This window comes from Lacinutrix sp. YIN62 (assembly GCF_057219185.1).
In genome coordinates this window covers 22,112-37,545 of the sequence record NZ_JBXVVH010000005.1, presented here as the reverse complement: position 1 = coordinate 37,545, position 15,434 = coordinate 22,112, and the positions used below count along the sequence as shown (strand labels likewise).

Below are 15,434 nucleotides of genomic sequence, written 5' to 3'. Positions count from 1 at the left end.
ACTTTATAATCTTACAACAACATAACCTCTTCGTGTTTTTTTATAATGATTACCATTCCAGAAATAGTACCGACGCCCTCTAACGTTTACTATTTTATAATATCTTGGAGCCTTTTTTATATACACCGTTTGGACTGACCTTGTAGTAACTCTAGTTACACAAGAAGCTAAACTTAAAGCAAAAAAGACCGATAAAATAATGCTTAGAATTCTCATAGATTGTTATGGTTTTAAAAGAGAAACTATAGGACTATAAGAGTTCAAAAAAGTTTAAATAATAAACTGTTTTATTTTAAAAACATTAAAAATACTATTTAAATAAGGCCTTTAATTCGGTAGCGTCATTAGGTTTCATTTTTCCAGCAAGAACTAAACTGAGTTGTTTACGTCTTAAAGCACCTTCAAAACGTTCTTTCTCTAGTTTTGTCTCAACTATAGATTCTGGAACAGTAACAGGTCTTCCTGTATCATCCACGGCAACAAAAGTGTATATCGCTTCATTGGCCTTAATGCACTCTCCAGATTCTCTATCTTCAATCCATACATCTATAAATACTTCCATAGAGCTCGTAAATGCTCTTGAAACCTTAGCTTCAATAGTAACAACACTACCTAATGGTATGGAGCGGTTAAACGCAACGTGATTTACAGAAGCTGTAACGACAATACGACGCGAATGGCGTCTAGCTGAAATACTCGCAGCACGATCCATCCTAGCGAGTAATTCACCACCAAATAAATTGTTTAAAGGATTTGTTTCGCTAGGTAAAACTAAATCGGTTAAGATTGTTTTAGATAATTCTACTGTTTTTGCTTGCATAAATATTAAATATTGTTCCCGAGCATATGCGGGAACCGTCAATTAAAACGCAAAGGTAAGTGGATTTAAAACCTTAAATTCTATATTTTAGAATTAATTAAGATTTTAAAAAAGAAATTAAGTGATATAGTAGAGTATTTTATTAATCCAGTTGTTTTACGAGTAACCAAGCATCTTTATTATTTGATGTCCTTATCGTATTTAAAGCTTCTAAAGCTTCGGCTCTATCCATATGGCTAGAATAAGCTACCTGATGTAAGCCGTATTTATTAATGCCAATCTTTTTAGCATCAAAACCTTGAGCAATTAGTTCTTCTATCTTTTTGTCTCTATTCTCTTCAACTCTAAAAGCGCCTGCTACAATATGATAATTCCCAGACTGTTTCTTTACATTTAACGTTACCGCGGGTAAAGTGTTGCTCATAACAAATGTTGCTTCTTGAATTTTGCTTTCGAGTTGCTTATTGGCTTCTTCTTGAGCTAATTGATTATGTGAATTTATACCGTTTATATAATAATTTGAAACGGCAAAACCTCCAAGAGTTAATGCTATTACAGCAATAGCAGCATATTTTAGATAAGGCCTAGTTTTTCGTTTTTCTAGTACAATATTAGGTTTAACAACTTTAATGTTTTCCTTAGACGTTTTACGAGTTACAGTAGGTGAAACAAATTGTGACAAACCAAAAGCATCTGTTAGGTAATTTAAATGGTAAGAGGGATTAAACTGTATTTTGCCCTCCTTATTTAATGTTAGATCACCAATGTTTTTAAACTTAAGGGTTTTATTTTCTTTCAATTGTGACTTTAAAGATACAACAGCATCTTCAATTTTTTTTGAAGCAGCTTCAAATGATATTTTTTCGGCATCAGCAATATAATGTGCTAATAAACCATCATTAGTTTGTATTTGCTCATTAAAGGATAGGCGTTTCTTTGGTGGATAAAACGCATTTGTAGATTCATGTACTGTTGCAGATACGTGCTGTGATAAAAAAGCACCAAATTTAGGTACCGTTACACATTCATAACGGTACAACAAATCGCTTATGTAAGTCTCTAATTGCATAATAACAAAGTTAGACATTTATTAAAATAGAATAAAATTTGTCTGGCATTAGTTATTAACAGCATTAAAATTCTTTTCTTGTAGACTCTAAATCAACCTTGTAAAATGAATGAAACAGACTTACTTAATACTCTGGCACTTCAAAAAGGCTCTAGAATAGGAGATACAACAGCAAAGAAATTAATAAATCATTGCGGCTCTGTTGAAGGTGTTTTGAAAGAAAAACGACAAAATTTGTTGAAAATTAACGGGATAGGGGATTTAATAATTAGAGATTTGTTTACAAATAAGCATTTTAGAGCAGCTGAAAAAGAGCTGGAATTTATTAAAAAAGAGAAGGTTAGGTGCCATTTCTTTAGATCCGATGATTATCCCGAAAAGTTAAAACACTGTATTGACAGTCCTATTTTATTATTCGAATCAGGGAACATAAAGCTAAATAGAAAACACATTATAAGTGTTGTTGGAACGCGTAAAATTACGACCAGTGGGATAGCTTTTTGTGAAAAACTTATTGAAGAGTTAGCTGTATACAACCCCGTAATCGTCTCTGGTTTTGCCTATGGAACAGATATTACAGCGCATAAAGGGGCTATAAAACATAAATTGCAAACGGTTGCTTGCCTAGCACATGGTTTAAATCAAATCTACCCTAAACCGCACAAGAAATATATGAAAGCTGTAGAAGATAATGGTGGGTTTTTTACAGATTTTTGGAGTACAGATGCATTTGATAGGAATAATTTTTTGAAGCGGAATAGAATTATAGCTGGACTTAGTGAGGCTACCATTGTTATTGAATCTGCTGAAAAGGGAGGGAGCTTAGTAACTGCAGATATTGCGAATTCCTACAATAGAGATGTCTTTGCTGTGCCAGGACGCACTACCGATTCTCAAAGTGTAGGGTGTAATAATCTTATAAAACAACAGCGAGCACACTTGTTGTCAACACCATTAGATGTGGCGTATTTATTGAATTGGCAACTGGAAGAAAAACAAAAATCAGTAATACAAAAACAATTGTTTATAAGGCTTAATGATGATGAAAGAAAAGTGTACGATTATTTAAAAGCGCACCAGAAGCAGGTTCTTGATAGTATTGCATTAAATTGTAATATGCCAATTTATAAGTTAGCAGGGGTATTATTAAATATGGAATTGAAAGGAGTCGTGAGGCCTTTACCAGGGAAATTATTTGAAGTGATATAAATGGTTTAATAAGTTAAGCAATCTCTTTTTCTTGTATAATATATGAGAAGTTTAAGAGTTCTTGTTTGTGATGAAAAGAAAATAATTTAAATAAAAAAAATCTGAACAAGTTTATAATTGTTCAGATTTTATAATTTTTTATGGAATAATTAATATCCAATTTTATGTCTAACTCTTTTTAAAACCTCATCTGCAATACGTTTTGCTTTTTCAGCACCTTTGGCTAAAGCTGCATCGATAGCGTCTAAATTATTCATATAGTAGTCATAACGCTCACGTTGATTTTTAAAACGGGTTAGAATTAATCCAAACAAAGCTTGTTTAGCATGTCCATAACCATAATTGCCATTTTCATAATTAGCTTTCATTGTTTCAACTTCCGATTCCGAAGCTAATAGTTTGTATATAGCAAAACAATTACATGTTTTCCAGTCTTTTGGATCTTCTAAAGCTGTGCTGTCTGTTTCAATACTCATAATTTGTTTACGCAGTTTTTTTTCTGGTAAAAATATATTAATAGTATTGCCCTTGCTTTTGCTCATTTTGGCTCCGTCTGTACCAGGGATTAACATGGTTTCTTTTTGAATTTCGGCCTTCGGTAAAACAAAGGTTTCTCCCATTTTGGCATGAAAACGAGAGGCGACATCTCTTGTCATTTCAATATGTTGTTCTTGGTCTTTTCCAACGGGTATCGTTTCAGCATCATATAATAAGATATCTGCAGCCATTAGCATAGGATACGTAAATAAACCACCATTAACATCGTCTAGTCTATCGGCTTTATCTTTAAAACTGTGTGCTAACTCTAAGCGTTTAAAAGGAAAAAAACAATTGAGATACCATGTTAATTCAGTTACTTGTGGGATATCACTTTGTCTGTAAAACACTGTTTTTTCTATGTCTAGGTCAAAGGCTAGCCAAGTAGCAGCTGTAGAATAAGTATTGTGTCGTAAAAGCGCCCCATCTTTTATTTGAGTTAAAGAATGCATGTCTGCTATAAATAAAAAGGAATCATTAGATTCGTTTTTAGACATTTCTATCGCTGGAATTAAAGCGCCTAAAATATTTCCTAGATGCGGTGTTCCTGTACTTTGTATTCCTGTAAGTATTCTTGCCATAACATTACCTGTGTTACAGGTCTTTCATTAATTAATATTCTAATAACAGTATTAAGGTTGCAAAGGTAATTTTTTTATATAAAAGGAAAATGAATTACTTCAAATCAATTATGTATTTTTGGAGCCTATGATTGTATTTAAGCACTTTTTTTGGCTACTATATCGTATTTGGTTTTATGTACTTGTTGCTATACCAATAATCGTATTATTCCCTTTTCTACTAGTCTCCATTTTAAAGGAGTCTTGGTATCCTTATTTTTTTAAATTGGCACGAATATGGGCACGATTCATATTAATCGGAATGGGATTTAAAACAAGAGTTGAGCGAGACCAGATAACAAATAGGAATGACAGTTATATGTTTACAGCCAACCATACTTCAATGATAGATATTATGTTAATGCTTGTGGTTGTTAAAAACCCGTTTGTATTTGTAGGGAAAGCAGAATTAGCAAAAATACCATTATTAGGCTTTTTTTATAAACGGACGTCTATTTTGGTCGATCGAAACAACCCTAAAAGTAGGCAAGCTGTATTTTTAAGAGCTCAAAAACGTTTGCAAGATGGTTTGAGTATATGTATCTTCCCAGAAGGCATGGTGCCAGAGGAGCATATTGATTTAGCTGAGTTTAAAGATGGGGCTTTTCGTTTAGCTATTAATCATCAAATACCAATAGTGCCTTTAACTTTTGCGGATAATAAAAAGCGGTTTTCATACACTTTTTTTAGCGGAAGTCCAGGTAAGATGCGTGTTAAAATGCATCGTTTTATTAGTACTAAAGGTCTAAAAACCGAAGATACTAAAAGATTGAATAGTAAAACAAGAACGGTTATTTTAAATCAATTAGATTATTATAAAGCATAATGATGAAAAAAGCCACTCATGGCACCGAACAGCTTTTTGTCATCATTGTTCTCGCTACAGTCGAGAAAATTAAGGTATTACTACCCTAATTAAAATTTATAACTAAAACCTGTGTGAATACCAATAATGAATGGTTTAAAATCGCCAGAGACTTTATCAAAAGCATTGATTTGATATTTAAATACAGGTTCTAGGTTGAATTTAAAAACTTTAGTAAACTTATAATCTAAACCTAGGCCTAAATTTGTGCTAAAGCTAATGTTGTTTATATTATTCGCTTCGCCAATTAATGTTTTGCGGTTTTCTACTTCTGTAACCACCTGATTATCGCCTAATATAAAAGTACTCATACCTCCAATTATATTGAATCCAAAACGCTTGTTTATAAGGCTGTATTCTAATTCTAAAGGGATTTCCATATAACTTATACGTTGACTTAAAGCTGCATTTAATTCATCATTAGCAATATCACTTATTTGTTGAATAGCAAGGCTACTTGTGCTTAAAGCAGATAATGTTTGTCCTTGGTTGTTTGGAATAAAATCAACATTTCTTAAAGGAGGAGGGTTTGCTGCGCTAGATAAGGTTTCATAGATAATAACATTTGCCGTGTCATAGCTTAAATTGAGCTTGTTTAATCCTGTGCGTATTTTAAACCTGTTATTAAGTGCGTAACCTATTTGTATTCCGTAACTAGTGTTTAGTTCACCATTTTTTGGGTTATCAATAAATTGATCGTCAAAATGAGAGCCTTTGCCAAGTGTGTTATAGTATACAGGAGCGATATTCATATTGACAGACCATTTATTTAAAGCGGTCTTCTCTTTTGTGTTCGTTTTTTTGTTTTTGACAATGGCTTCTTCTACAGCATTAGATTGTATATAACTTATACTATTTCCTTTTTTATTTAGTAAGCTAACTAATGTTAATGGATTTGTATTAGTAATGTTTAGCTGTTTGCTTTTAGTTGTTTGTATTATTGAAGGGTGTTTTCTCGTATTAGATGATATAAATCCAGAGTTGTAAAGCTTGGGGGTGTTTTTGCTGTTAACAATAGTATCTTTAAATGTGAAATCCCTAGAATTATTTATTTTATTAGAGGTTTTCGTAATTGTGTTACGCTTTAGGGCTCCTTGTGACGAGAAAAATGGATTAGAGTTTTTGAACGTATTTTTTTTTGTGGGATGCTTATGAGCTGTTTTTGTTTTCGTATTTGGCGTTGTTTTTTGTGCTTTTAACAAATGTTGAGTGTTTGCCTTAATAGGGGAGCGTTTTTGTTTTGTTAAGGTGTTTTTTTTCTTGTTTAAAATTAAGGGGTTGCTGTTGGTATTGTCGTTATGGTTTGTTGTGTTTTTTGAGTCATTAATTTCTTTGAGGTTACTTTTTGTTGGATTAATTATGGAGGGCGTATTATTTAAGTTGGAACTCTTATTATTATTATTATTATTATCCGTAATGATAAGAGAATCAAGGTGCTTTTTTGAGGTCTTGATATAAGTAAAACCTATGGCGGTGAGTAGTAATAAAATAGCAACGGTGCTTGCAAGCTTAGTCCGTAATGAAAAAACTCTTTTTTGTTTTTGTTTTGGGAGGTCTAGTTGCCTTTGAATATTTTTCCAAACAGTTGTATCTGGAGTCCTTTCAAAGTCTTTAAATTTCTCTTGAAAAAGTCTATCTATGTGCTTCTTGTCATTCATTATAATGATTGGGAGTGTAGCCCCATTTTATGTTCTAGAATCTTTTTTTTTAAAATTCGTCTTGCTCTAGCCAGATTAGATTTTGATGTTCCTAAATTTATGTTTAACATTTCTGAAATATTGCTGTGGGAATAACCATCTAAAACGTAGAGATTAAAGACTAATCGGTAACGATCTGGTAGTTCTTGAATAATTTTCAATAAAAAATCTATAGAGACTTCATCGTCATCATCTTCAATAGAAATGGTTTCGTCTTCTATAATATCTTCATTGATAATATCAAAAACCCCTTGGTTTCTGTAGCGCTGTAATGCCGTGTTTATCGTTATTCGTTTAAGCCAGCCTTCAAAAGAGCCTGCATTTTTATATTGCTCTATTTTTTTAAAGATGGTTATAAAGGCGTCTTGTAAATTATCTTCAGCTTCAGCGTAATTTCTAGAATACTTTAAAGAAGTTGAAAACAATTTGCTAGAAAAGAGCATGTAGAGCTCACTTTGAGCTTTAGTATCGTTAATTTTACATTTATGTATGAGTTGTTTTAAACTCAATTTTTTTCACGTTTAGTTAATATTTCATTGATGCTACAGGAACTCCTATCGTTAAGTGGATATTTTTTAATTATTGTCTTTTAATACACTTATGTGAGTCGCTTTAAAATTATTGCCTTGATTAGTATATATCATTAAAAGTAAGGCAAGTTGTGGGTGTAAGGCAAAAAAGTGTAATCACATATGTTTTTATCTAATTCGAATTCTTGATAGTTATTAGTCAATGAGTATGACTAATATAACAAGAGGGCGCTAAATAAGATTATTAAAGATATGTGTATTTTTTTATTTTAAACTCTTAAAACTAAAACCTACGTTTTTTAAGAGATGCATGAAAATGCAAAAGGTTGCGTGTTAAAAATAAAAAATCCCGAATATATCGGGATTTAATTTTATTTTTCGTCTTTAATGGCTTTTTTTATTTTTTCTTCAAGCTCATCAAATAACTCTGGGTTATCTTTAATTATAGCTTTTACAGCATCTCGGCCTTGGCCTAATTTAGTTTCATCATAACTAAACCATGAGCCGCTCTTTTTGACAATGCCTTTGTCTACAGCTACATCAAGTATTTCGCCAACTTTACTAACACCTTCTCCATACATAATATCGAATTCGGCTAATTTAAATGGAGGGGCTACTTTGTTTTTCACAACCTTAACTCTCGTCTTGTTACCCATAACTTCGCCATCGGTACTTTTTATTTGTGTAGAGCGTCTAATATCTAAACGTACTGAAGCATAAAATTTTAATGCATTACCTCCAGTAGTAGTCTCGGGATTTCCAAACATTACACCTATTTTTTCACGTAATTGATTAATGAAAATTACAGTGCAATTTGTCTTGCTAATTGAAGCGGTTAGTTTTCTCAAGGCCTGTGACATTAAACGTGCATGGAGTCCCATTTTGGAATCTCCCATTTCTCCTTCAATTTCACTTTTAGGTGTTAATGCAGCTACAGAATCTACAACAACAATATCGATAGCGCCAGAACGAATTAGATTATCTGCAATCTCCAAAGCTTGTTCTCCATTATCCGGTTGTGAAATAATTAGATTATCTATATCTACACCTAATTTTTCGGCATAAAAGCGATCAAAAGCATGCTCTGCATCAATAAATGCAGCGATGCCACCAGCTTTTTGGGCTTCTGCTATAGCGTGTAAGGTTAACGTTGTTTTACCAGAAGATTCTGGACCGTATATTTCGATTACTCGTCCTCTGGGATACCCTCCAACACCTAATGCAATATCTAAGCCTAAAGAACCAGAAGGGATCGCTTCAACATCAACAATAGCTGCGTCGCTCATTTTCATTACTGTTCCTTTTCCATAAGCTTTGTCTAGTTTATCTAGAGTAAGCTTAAGCGCCTTTAATTTCGCTTCTTTTTCATTGCTCATTATTATGATATTTTTGTATTATTCGTGCTAAAATACCAATTCTTTTCAGGTATTACAATTTTATCACGCAACCTTTTTATACTTTATGCGTCTACTAAATAAAGCGGGAAAAAATTTGCTATGAGAAAGAATAATTAAGCCCGACTTTAAAATGATTTATCTTTAGTTTTCAGTATTAAAGACATGAAATATTTAAAAAAAACAATAATAATGAATGCTTTAGGTGTTCCAGCTATTGTCTTTGTGAATAGTAGTTGTAAAGCCGATGGGGGTTAGCTCGTTCTTTAATTTTTAAGAAAAAAAATTAGTAACGAGTTAGTCTATTAAAAGTCCTTACACATAGTATAGGGACTTTTTTTGTTTAATTTTTAAAGCGTATTAAAGCGATTGACTGTGAAGTTAATTTGTTGGAATCATATTAAGTGGTATTTTTGCAAAAAAAATCTTTAACCTTAAAAATAGTATAGCATGCAACTGTACAATAAACTAAGTGCCAAGGAAAGAGCAGAACTAATAGCAAATGCTGGTAAAGAGCGTTTAACTCTTTCTTTTTATCAATATGCAAATATTGAAAACCCTCAATTACTTCGGGATCATTTATTCATTACTTGGAATATATTGGATGTTTTAGGGCGTATTTACGTGGCTAATGAAGGTATTAATGCGCAACTATCGCTTCCGGCAGATCGTTTTAATGAATTTAAGATGCACCTAGACACCATAGACTTTCTAAAAGGAATTAGATTAAATATTGCGGTAGAGCAAGATAATATGTCCTTTTTGAAGCTGAAAATTAAAGTTCGTAATAAAATTGTAGCCGATGGTTTAAATGATAAAACTTTCGATGTTACTAATAAAGGGATTCATGTTGCTGCGGAAAGGTTTAATGAGTTTATAGAAGATGAGAATACCGTATTGGTAGATATGAGAAATCATTATGAAAGTGAAATAGGTCACTTTAAAAATGCTGTAAGACCTGATGTGGATACGTTTAGAGAATCACTGGATATTATAGAAGATGATTTAAAAGATCATAAAGCGAATAAAAACTTAGTGATGTATTGTACTGGAGGGATTCGTTGTGAGAAAGCTAGTGCTTATTTTAAACATAAGGGATTCAAGAATGTGTATCAATTAGAAGGCGGTATTATTGAATATACGAGACAGGTCAAAGCACAAGAACTAGAAAATAAGTTTATTGGAAAAAACTTTGTTTTTGATGACCGTAGGGCAGAAAAAATTAGTGAAGATGTTATCGCTAATTGCCACCAGTGTGGAAGCCCTTGCGACACACATGTTAATTGTGCAAACGAAGCGTGTCATTTATTATTTATACAATGTGAAACCTGTAAAGAAGAAATGAATAATTGCTGTTCAACAAACTGTAAGGAAATTACAGCATTACCTCATGACGCTCAAAAAGCTTTACGTAAAGGGCAAGGGAATAGTAATGATATTTTTAAAAAAGGACGCGCAGATCATTTGCCATATAAGAAAGACTTGAGAAATATATTTGAAACACTAAAAAAATAATCAAGTTACTTTAATACAAAATAATAAAAAAACTCGAAGTATCTCTTCGGGTTTTTTATTATTTTCAAGTCTTTAGAATAATCTTATCTTTACAATCAAAATTTAACCAATTATACGGTAAGTCTCTCAAAAAGAGGGGTTTTGTAATTCAAAAGCATTTGCGGATTTTCATCAATAGAAAAGCAAATAAATATTAATCGTCTTCTGGTATCTATGGTATTCAGAATCAATATATAATAATCATATGGCTTGTGCAAGTTGCTCAACAAAGGATGGTAGCCCACGTGGTTGCAAAAACAATGGTACTTGTGGTACCGATAGCTGTAATAAATTAACTGTTTTCGACTGGCTGTCTAATATGTCTATTCCCAATGGCGAAAGCCCTTTTGACTTTGTTGAGGTTCGATTTAAAAATGGGAGAAAGTATTATTATAAAAACACAGAGAATTTATCGTTGTCTATTGGTGATATTGTGGCAACACAAGCGCAATCAGGACATGATATAGGAATGGTTACTTTGTCTGGAGAGTTGGTTCGCGTGCAAATGAAGCGTAAAAAAATCAGTAAAAAACCAGAAGATATTTTAAAAGTATACCGTAAAGCATCACAGAAGGATATAGATATATGGTCTGCTGCTAGAGATAAGGAGGAGCCAATGAAAGTTAGGGCGCGCCAATTTGCAATAGATTTGAAGCTGCAAATGAAAATTTCTGATATTGAATTTCAAGGAGATGCTAGTAAAGCAACCTTTTACTACACTGCTGAAGAGCGTGTAGACTTCCGGGAATTAATAAAGGTGTTCGCTAAAGAGTTTCGAACGCGAATAGAAATGAAGCAAGTCGGGTTTAGGCAAGAAGCAGCAAGATTAGGAGGGATAGGGTCATGCGGTCGAGAACTCTGCTGTTCTACTTGGTTGACAGATTTTAGGTCTGTAAGCACATCAGCAGCACGATACCAGCAATTATCATTAAATCCGCAAAAATTGGCAGGGCAATGTGGGAAATTAAAGTGTTGTTTAAACTATGAATTGGACTCCTATTTGGATGCTTTGAAAGCTTTCCCTAAAACGGATGTAAAACTATACACCGAAAAAGGTACTGCTGTATGTCAAAAAACAGATATTTTTAAAGGTCATATGTGGTATGCTTATGAAGGGGAATGGATGAATTGGCATAAGATTACTACTGCTCAAGCTAGGGAAATCATTGATTTAAATAAAGACAGGGAGAAAGTCGCTAGTTTAGAAGAGTATGCTTCAGATTTGATAGAAGATACTAAAGTAGAATTTGAGAATGTTGTAGGTCAGGATAGTTTAACACGTTTTGATAATCCAAAAGGGAATAAAAAACGTAAAAACAATAGGAGTAAGAATAACAGAAATAAGAATAAGAGAAACCCTCAAAATAAAAATAATAAACCTCAAAATAGAACAAATAAATCTAATAATAATGCTAAAAAACCTGCGAGAAAGTAGAATAATAGTATGGGGTAATTTGCTATTATGTGTGTTGATGTTTTGCTCATGTGATTCAACTAGTGTTTTTGATAAATACAAGACTGTTTCTAATACTTGGGATAAGGATGAGACGGTTCAATTTAATATTCAAGCACCAGATTCCTTAACCCCCTATAATTTATTTGTCAATATTAGGAATACTAAGGATTATAAATACAATAATTTATTCTTAATAGTGGAAATGAATTTTCCTCATGGAAAAATTATTAAGGACACCCTAGAATATAAGATGGCAAATGCCGATGGTGAATTGTTAGGTGTTGGTTTGACCGGAGTAAAAGAGAATAAACTATGGTATAAACAAGGTGTTGTGTTTAATGAGGCTGGAGAATATGTGGTTAATATTCAGCATGCTATGCGAAAAAATGGTGATGTTAATGGTATTCAGAAGCTTGAAGGAATAACTGATGTAGGGTTTAGAATAGAAACCCAAAAATAGAGGTTTTAAGCAATTTTTTAATAGAGTTTCAAAAGTGAATTTGGGACCATATAGAACTATATATAAAAGAGAAGTAATTTATGGCTAAGGCAAAACAAGTGAAAGAGAATCAGGGTTTTGAAAAATATATACGTTGGTTTTGGATACTATTTTTAGGCGGGGTGCTATTAATTGTGTTATTGTTTTCTTTAGCATCATGGGGTGTCTTTGGTGATATGCCAGACCACACAGTTTTGGAGAATCCTAAAACGAATTTGGCCGCAGAAATTATTTCTAGCGATGAAAAAACACTAGGTAAATTCTATTTAAACGATAATAGAACACCAGTTAGTTATAAAGAATTACCTAAGCATTTAATAGATGCGCTTGTTGCTACGGAAGATGCTAGGTTTTATGAGCATTCTGGGATAGATGCTAGAGGGACCTTAAGGGCGGCTGTTTTTTTAGGTAAAAATGGAGGTGCTAGTACAATATCTCAACAGCTAGCAAAGCAATTATTTCATGGCGAAAGAGCCAAAGGGTGGCGAAAATATACTCAGAAATTTAAAGAATGGATTATAGCTATTCGTTTGGAACGCCAGTATACTAAAGAAGAAATATTGGCACAGTATTTCAATATTTATGATTTTGGTAATAATGGTGATGGTATTCGTTCTGCGTCAAGAATTTATTTTGGTAAAGAACCCATAGAATTAGAGTTAAAAGAGGCTGCAATGCTCGTAGGGATGTTTAAAAACTCTTCTTTTTATAATCCAAGACGTAATCCTGTTGGAGTTAAAAACAGAAGAAATGTCGTATTATATCAAATGGAGAAATACGGATATATTACGAAAAAGATTAAAGATTCTCTTCAAAAAACCGAATTAGACCTTAATTATTCTCCAGAATCGCACAGTAAAGGTCCAGCGCCTTATTTTAGAGCCTTTCTTTCAAAAGAAATGAAAAAATGGATAAATGATAATCCAAAACCAGATGGTTCTAAATACAATCTATATAATGATGGTTTAAAAATTTATACCACTATAGATTCCCGAATGCAAAAATATGCTGAGGAAGCTGTGATGAAGCATATTTCAAAATTACAAGCTGAATTTTTTCATCAAAACACACCCAAGCGTAATCCAACAGCTCCTTTTTTAGATTTAACTAAAAAAGAGGTGGATAAATTAATGAGAAACGCAATGAGCAGAGGTGAGCGTTGGCGGATTTTAAAAAAACAAGGCAAGTCTAAAAAAGAAATTATTGAGTCCTTTAATATTCCTACAAAGATGACCGTTTTTGCATGGAAAAACGGCAAAACGATGACTATAGATACTATTATGAAACCAATAGATTCTATGCGATATTATAAGCATTTTCTTCATGCTGGAATGATGAGTATGGACCCGCAAACGGGGCATGTGAAAGCTTGGGTGGGAGGAGTCGATAATACCCATTTTCAATACGATCATGTAAAACAAGGAAAACGACAAGTTGGGTCTACATTTAAACCTTTTGTTTATGCTACTGCAATAGACCAATTACATATGTCACCTTGCGATACACAACCATTATCACAAATAACCATTGAGGCTAATAAGTATGGAAATCCAGAACCATGGACACCAAAAAATTCTGATGGCAAATATGGAGGAGAAAAAACATTAACTTATGCTTTAGCGCATTCTGTAAATACGGTTACAGCACGTTTAATGAATAAAGTCGGTCCACAGCCGGTAGCTACATTGGCAAAAAATTTAGGCATCACTTCAAATATCCCCGAAGTCCCCTCTATAGCTTTAGGGACTCCAGATATTAGCGTTTACGAAATGGTAGGAGCCTATTCAGCTTTTGCGAATAAAGGGGTGTATACAAAGCCCGTAATGATAGAAAGAATTGAGGATAAAAACGGGACGGTATTGTATCAATTTACACCAGAAACAAAAGATGTGTTAAGTGCAGAATCTGCATATGTTACAGTTAAGCTTATGGAAGGTGTAACAAAAGAAGGTTCTGGTGTGCGATTAAGAACCAAAGGAGCAGATAAAAGACGAGCAGATTTTAGAGAAGTAGTAACAGGGTATCCTTATGAATTTAAAAACCCGATTGCAGGAAAAACAGGAACAACACAAAACCAAAGTGATGGGTGGTTTATGGGAATGGTACCCAATTTAGTAACAGGAGTTTGGGTAGGAGCTGAAGATAGAGCGGCGCATTTTAAATCTATAATATACGGACAAGGCGCAGCAATGGCTTTGCCTATTTGGGGAATGTATATGCGTAGCTGTTATGAAGATGAAAGTTTAAGTATCTCTAAAGCAGATTTTGAGAAGCCTATGAATTTATCAATTAAAGTTGATTGCGATGAAGATGAGGGGATTAATGACCTTGATAAAGAAGTTAAAACAAAAGAGGATGATAATTCAGACGATTTTGACCTGTAATTTTAATAAAAAGTAAAAAAATATATTTGAAAGCCATTCGTTATAGAATGGCTTTTTTATTTCTTAATTTTAAGCACAATAAATTTTGAATAGATGATAAACAAAAAAGTAAACTCGATAGATCAGGCAATGATTGGAATTGCTGATGGTATGACCTTTATGCTTGGTGGTTTTGGTTTGTCTGGGATACCAGAAAATGCTATAGCAGCTTTGGTGGAAAGTGGTGTAAAAGACTTAACCTGTATTTCGAATAATGCGGGAGTAGATGATTTTGGATTAGGGTTGTTATTACATAAACGTCAAATAAAAAAAATGGTCTCATCTTATGTTGGGGAAAATGATGAATTTGAAAGACAAATGCTATCTGGGGAGCTCGATGTAGAGTTAATTCCACAAGGAACACTTGCCGAACGCTGTAGAGCTGCTCAAGCAGGTTTCCCTGCGTTTTATACACCTGCTGGTTATGGAACTGAAGTGGCTGAAGGAAAAGAGACGAGAGAATTTAATGGTAAAATGTATGTTTTAGAACAAGCTTTTAATGCAGATTTTGGGTTTGTAAAAGCATGGAAAGGCGATGAGGCAGGAAATTTAATATTTAAAGGAACAGCACGAAATTTCAATCCTAATATGTGTGGTGCTGCAAAAATAACTGTTGCCGAGGTTGAGGAGCTTGTGCCTGTGGGAACTTTAGATCCAAATCAAATACATATTCCAGGGATATTTGTTCAGCGTGTTTTTCAAGGTGAGCAATATGAAAAAAGAATAGAGCAACGGACCGTTAGAAAGAGAAATTAAAATAT

General features: G+C 33.2%; 14 protein-coding genes. 7 read left to right on the top strand and 7 right to left on the bottom strand.

The genetic code is table 11. From position 1 onward, the window contains the following. Window positions 1-3: 3 nt before the first annotated feature. The 3 genes from AC2D8I_RS04550 to AC2D8I_RS04540 all read right to left on the bottom strand — a co-directional run bounded on the left by AC2D8I_RS04550 (window position 4) and on the right by AC2D8I_RS04540 (window position 1,889). A complete protein-coding gene (locus AC2D8I_RS04550; protein ID WP_484704807.1) occupies window positions 4-216 on the bottom strand; it encodes a DUF6515 family protein in 213 nt (70 codons plus the stop codon). Between the two features lie 94 nt (window positions 217-310). Next, window positions 311-820: an acyl-CoA thioesterase gene (locus AC2D8I_RS04545; RefSeq protein ID WP_484704806.1), complete on the bottom strand. Its 510-nt coding sequence runs from the start codon at window positions 818-820 to the stop codon at window positions 311-313. A 142-nt stretch (window positions 821-962) separates the two neighbouring features. Then, window positions 963-1,889 carry an HU domain-containing protein gene (locus tag AC2D8I_RS04540; RefSeq protein ID WP_484704805.1) on the bottom strand — a complete coding sequence of 309 codons (927 nt, stop codon included), beginning with the start codon at window positions 1,887-1,889 and terminating at the stop codon, window positions 963-965. Window positions 1,890-1,994: 105 nt separating this feature from the next. Here AC2D8I_RS04540 and dprA point away from each other — a divergent pair, with 105 nt between their 5' ends. Next, a complete protein-coding gene (gene dprA, locus AC2D8I_RS04535) occupies window positions 1,995-3,098 on the top strand; it encodes a DNA-processing protein DprA (RefSeq protein WP_484704804.1) in 1,104 nt (367 codons plus the stop codon). Window positions 3,099-3,247: 149 nt separating this feature from the next. Here the strand turns inward: dprA and trpS are convergent, their stop codons facing one another. Next, window positions 3,248-4,216, bottom strand: coding sequence for a tryptophan--tRNA ligase (trpS, locus tag AC2D8I_RS04530; protein WP_484704803.1), 969 nt, complete (start codon window positions 4,214-4,216; stop codon window positions 3,248-3,250). Window positions 4,217-4,343: 127 nt separating this feature from the next. Between trpS and AC2D8I_RS04525 the strand changes: the two genes are divergently transcribed. Continuing rightward, a complete protein-coding gene (locus AC2D8I_RS04525; RefSeq protein ID WP_484704802.1) occupies window positions 4,344-5,081 on the top strand; it encodes a lysophospholipid acyltransferase family protein in 738 nt (245 codons plus the stop codon). A gap of 89 nt (window positions 5,082-5,170) precedes the next feature. Here the strand turns inward: AC2D8I_RS04525 and AC2D8I_RS04520 are convergent, their stop codons facing one another. The 3 genes from AC2D8I_RS04520 to recA form a co-directional block, all read right to left on the bottom strand. After that, window positions 5,171-6,778: a hypothetical protein gene (locus AC2D8I_RS04520; protein WP_484704801.1), complete on the bottom strand. Its 1,608-nt coding sequence runs from the start codon at window positions 6,776-6,778 to the stop codon at window positions 5,171-5,173. Next, a complete protein-coding gene (locus AC2D8I_RS04515) occupies window positions 6,778-7,326 on the bottom strand; it encodes an RNA polymerase sigma factor (RefSeq protein WP_484704800.1) in 549 nt (182 codons plus the stop codon). The genes AC2D8I_RS04520 and AC2D8I_RS04515 overlap by 1 nt, the downstream gene beginning before the upstream one ends. A gap of 392 nt (window positions 7,327-7,718) precedes the next feature. After that, window positions 7,719-8,723, bottom strand: coding sequence for a recombinase RecA (gene recA / locus AC2D8I_RS04510; RefSeq protein WP_484704799.1), 1,005 nt, complete (start codon window positions 8,721-8,723; stop codon window positions 7,719-7,721). 468 nt (window positions 8,724-9,191) lie between these two features. On the opposite strand from recA, the gene trhO reads away from it, so the two are divergent. The 5 genes from trhO (at window position 9,192) to AC2D8I_RS04485 (ending at window position 15,429) form a co-directional block, all read left to right on the top strand. Next, entirely contained in the window at window positions 9,192-10,256 is a 1,065-nt protein-coding gene (gene trhO / locus AC2D8I_RS04505; protein ID WP_484704798.1) for an oxygen-dependent tRNA uridine(34) hydroxylase TrhO, read from the top strand. Between the two features lie 244 nt (window positions 10,257-10,500). Next, window positions 10,501-11,730, top strand: a complete 1,230-nt coding sequence (locus tag AC2D8I_RS04500) for a PSP1 domain-containing protein (protein WP_484704797.1) — start codon at window positions 10,501-10,503, stop codon at window positions 11,728-11,730. After that, on the top strand, window positions 11,705-12,211 hold the full coding sequence (locus AC2D8I_RS04495; protein ID WP_484704796.1) for a gliding motility lipoprotein GldH: 507 nt from the start codon (window positions 11,705-11,707) through the stop codon (window positions 12,209-12,211). The genes AC2D8I_RS04500 and AC2D8I_RS04495 overlap by 26 nt, the downstream gene beginning before the upstream one ends. Window positions 12,212-12,291: 80 nt before the next feature. Continuing rightward, entirely contained in the window at window positions 12,292-14,634 is a 2,343-nt protein-coding gene (locus AC2D8I_RS04490) for a penicillin-binding protein 1A (RefSeq protein ID WP_484704795.1), read from the top strand. Between the two features lie 93 nt (window positions 14,635-14,727). After that, window positions 14,728-15,429, top strand: a complete 702-nt coding sequence (locus AC2D8I_RS04485; protein WP_484704794.1) for a CoA transferase subunit A — start codon at window positions 14,728-14,730, stop codon at window positions 15,427-15,429. Window positions 15,430-15,434: the final 5 nt, after the last annotated feature.

What these genes read in the sequence shown, in the direction of transcription:
- AC2D8I_RS04550 (WP_484704807.1), bottom strand. Translation starts at nt 216, where the DNA reads ATGAGAATTCTAAGCATTATTTTATCGGTCTTTTTTGCTTTAAGTTTA.
- AC2D8I_RS04545 (WP_484704806.1), bottom strand. Translation starts at nt 820, where the DNA reads ATGCAAGCAAAAACAGTAGAATTATCTAAAACAATCTTAACCGATTTA.
- AC2D8I_RS04540 (WP_484704805.1), bottom strand. Translation starts at nt 1,889, where the DNA reads ATGCAATTAGAGACTTACATAAGCGATTTGTTGTACCGTTATGAATGT.
- dprA (WP_484704804.1), top strand. Translation starts at nt 1,995, where the DNA reads ATGAATGAAACAGACTTACTTAATACTCTGGCACTTCAAAAAGGCTCT.
- trpS (WP_484704803.1), bottom strand. Translation starts at nt 4,216, where the DNA reads ATGGCAAGAATACTTACAGGAATACAAAGTACAGGAACACCGCATCTA.
- AC2D8I_RS04525 (WP_484704802.1), top strand. Translation starts at nt 4,344, where the DNA reads ATGATTGTATTTAAGCACTTTTTTTGGCTACTATATCGTATTTGGTTT.
- AC2D8I_RS04520 (WP_484704801.1), bottom strand. Translation starts at nt 6,778, where the DNA reads ATGAATGACAAGAAGCACATAGATAGACTTTTTCAAGAGAAATTTAAA.
- recA (WP_484704799.1), bottom strand. Translation starts at nt 8,723, where the DNA reads ATGAGCAATGAAAAAGAAGCGAAATTAAAGGCGCTTAAGCTTACTCTA.
- trhO (WP_484704798.1), top strand. Translation starts at nt 9,192, where the DNA reads ATGCAACTGTACAATAAACTAAGTGCCAAGGAAAGAGCAGAACTAATA.
- AC2D8I_RS04500 (WP_484704797.1), top strand. Translation starts at nt 10,501, where the DNA reads ATGGCTTGTGCAAGTTGCTCAACAAAGGATGGTAGCCCACGTGGTTGC.
- AC2D8I_RS04495 (WP_484704796.1), top strand. Translation starts at nt 11,705, where the DNA reads ATGCTAAAAAACCTGCGAGAAAGTAGAATAATAGTATGGGGTAATTTG.
- AC2D8I_RS04490 (WP_484704795.1), top strand. Translation starts at nt 12,292, where the DNA reads ATGGCTAAGGCAAAACAAGTGAAAGAGAATCAGGGTTTTGAAAAATAT.
- AC2D8I_RS04485 (WP_484704794.1), top strand. Translation starts at nt 14,728, where the DNA reads ATGATAAACAAAAAAGTAAACTCGATAGATCAGGCAATGATTGGAATT.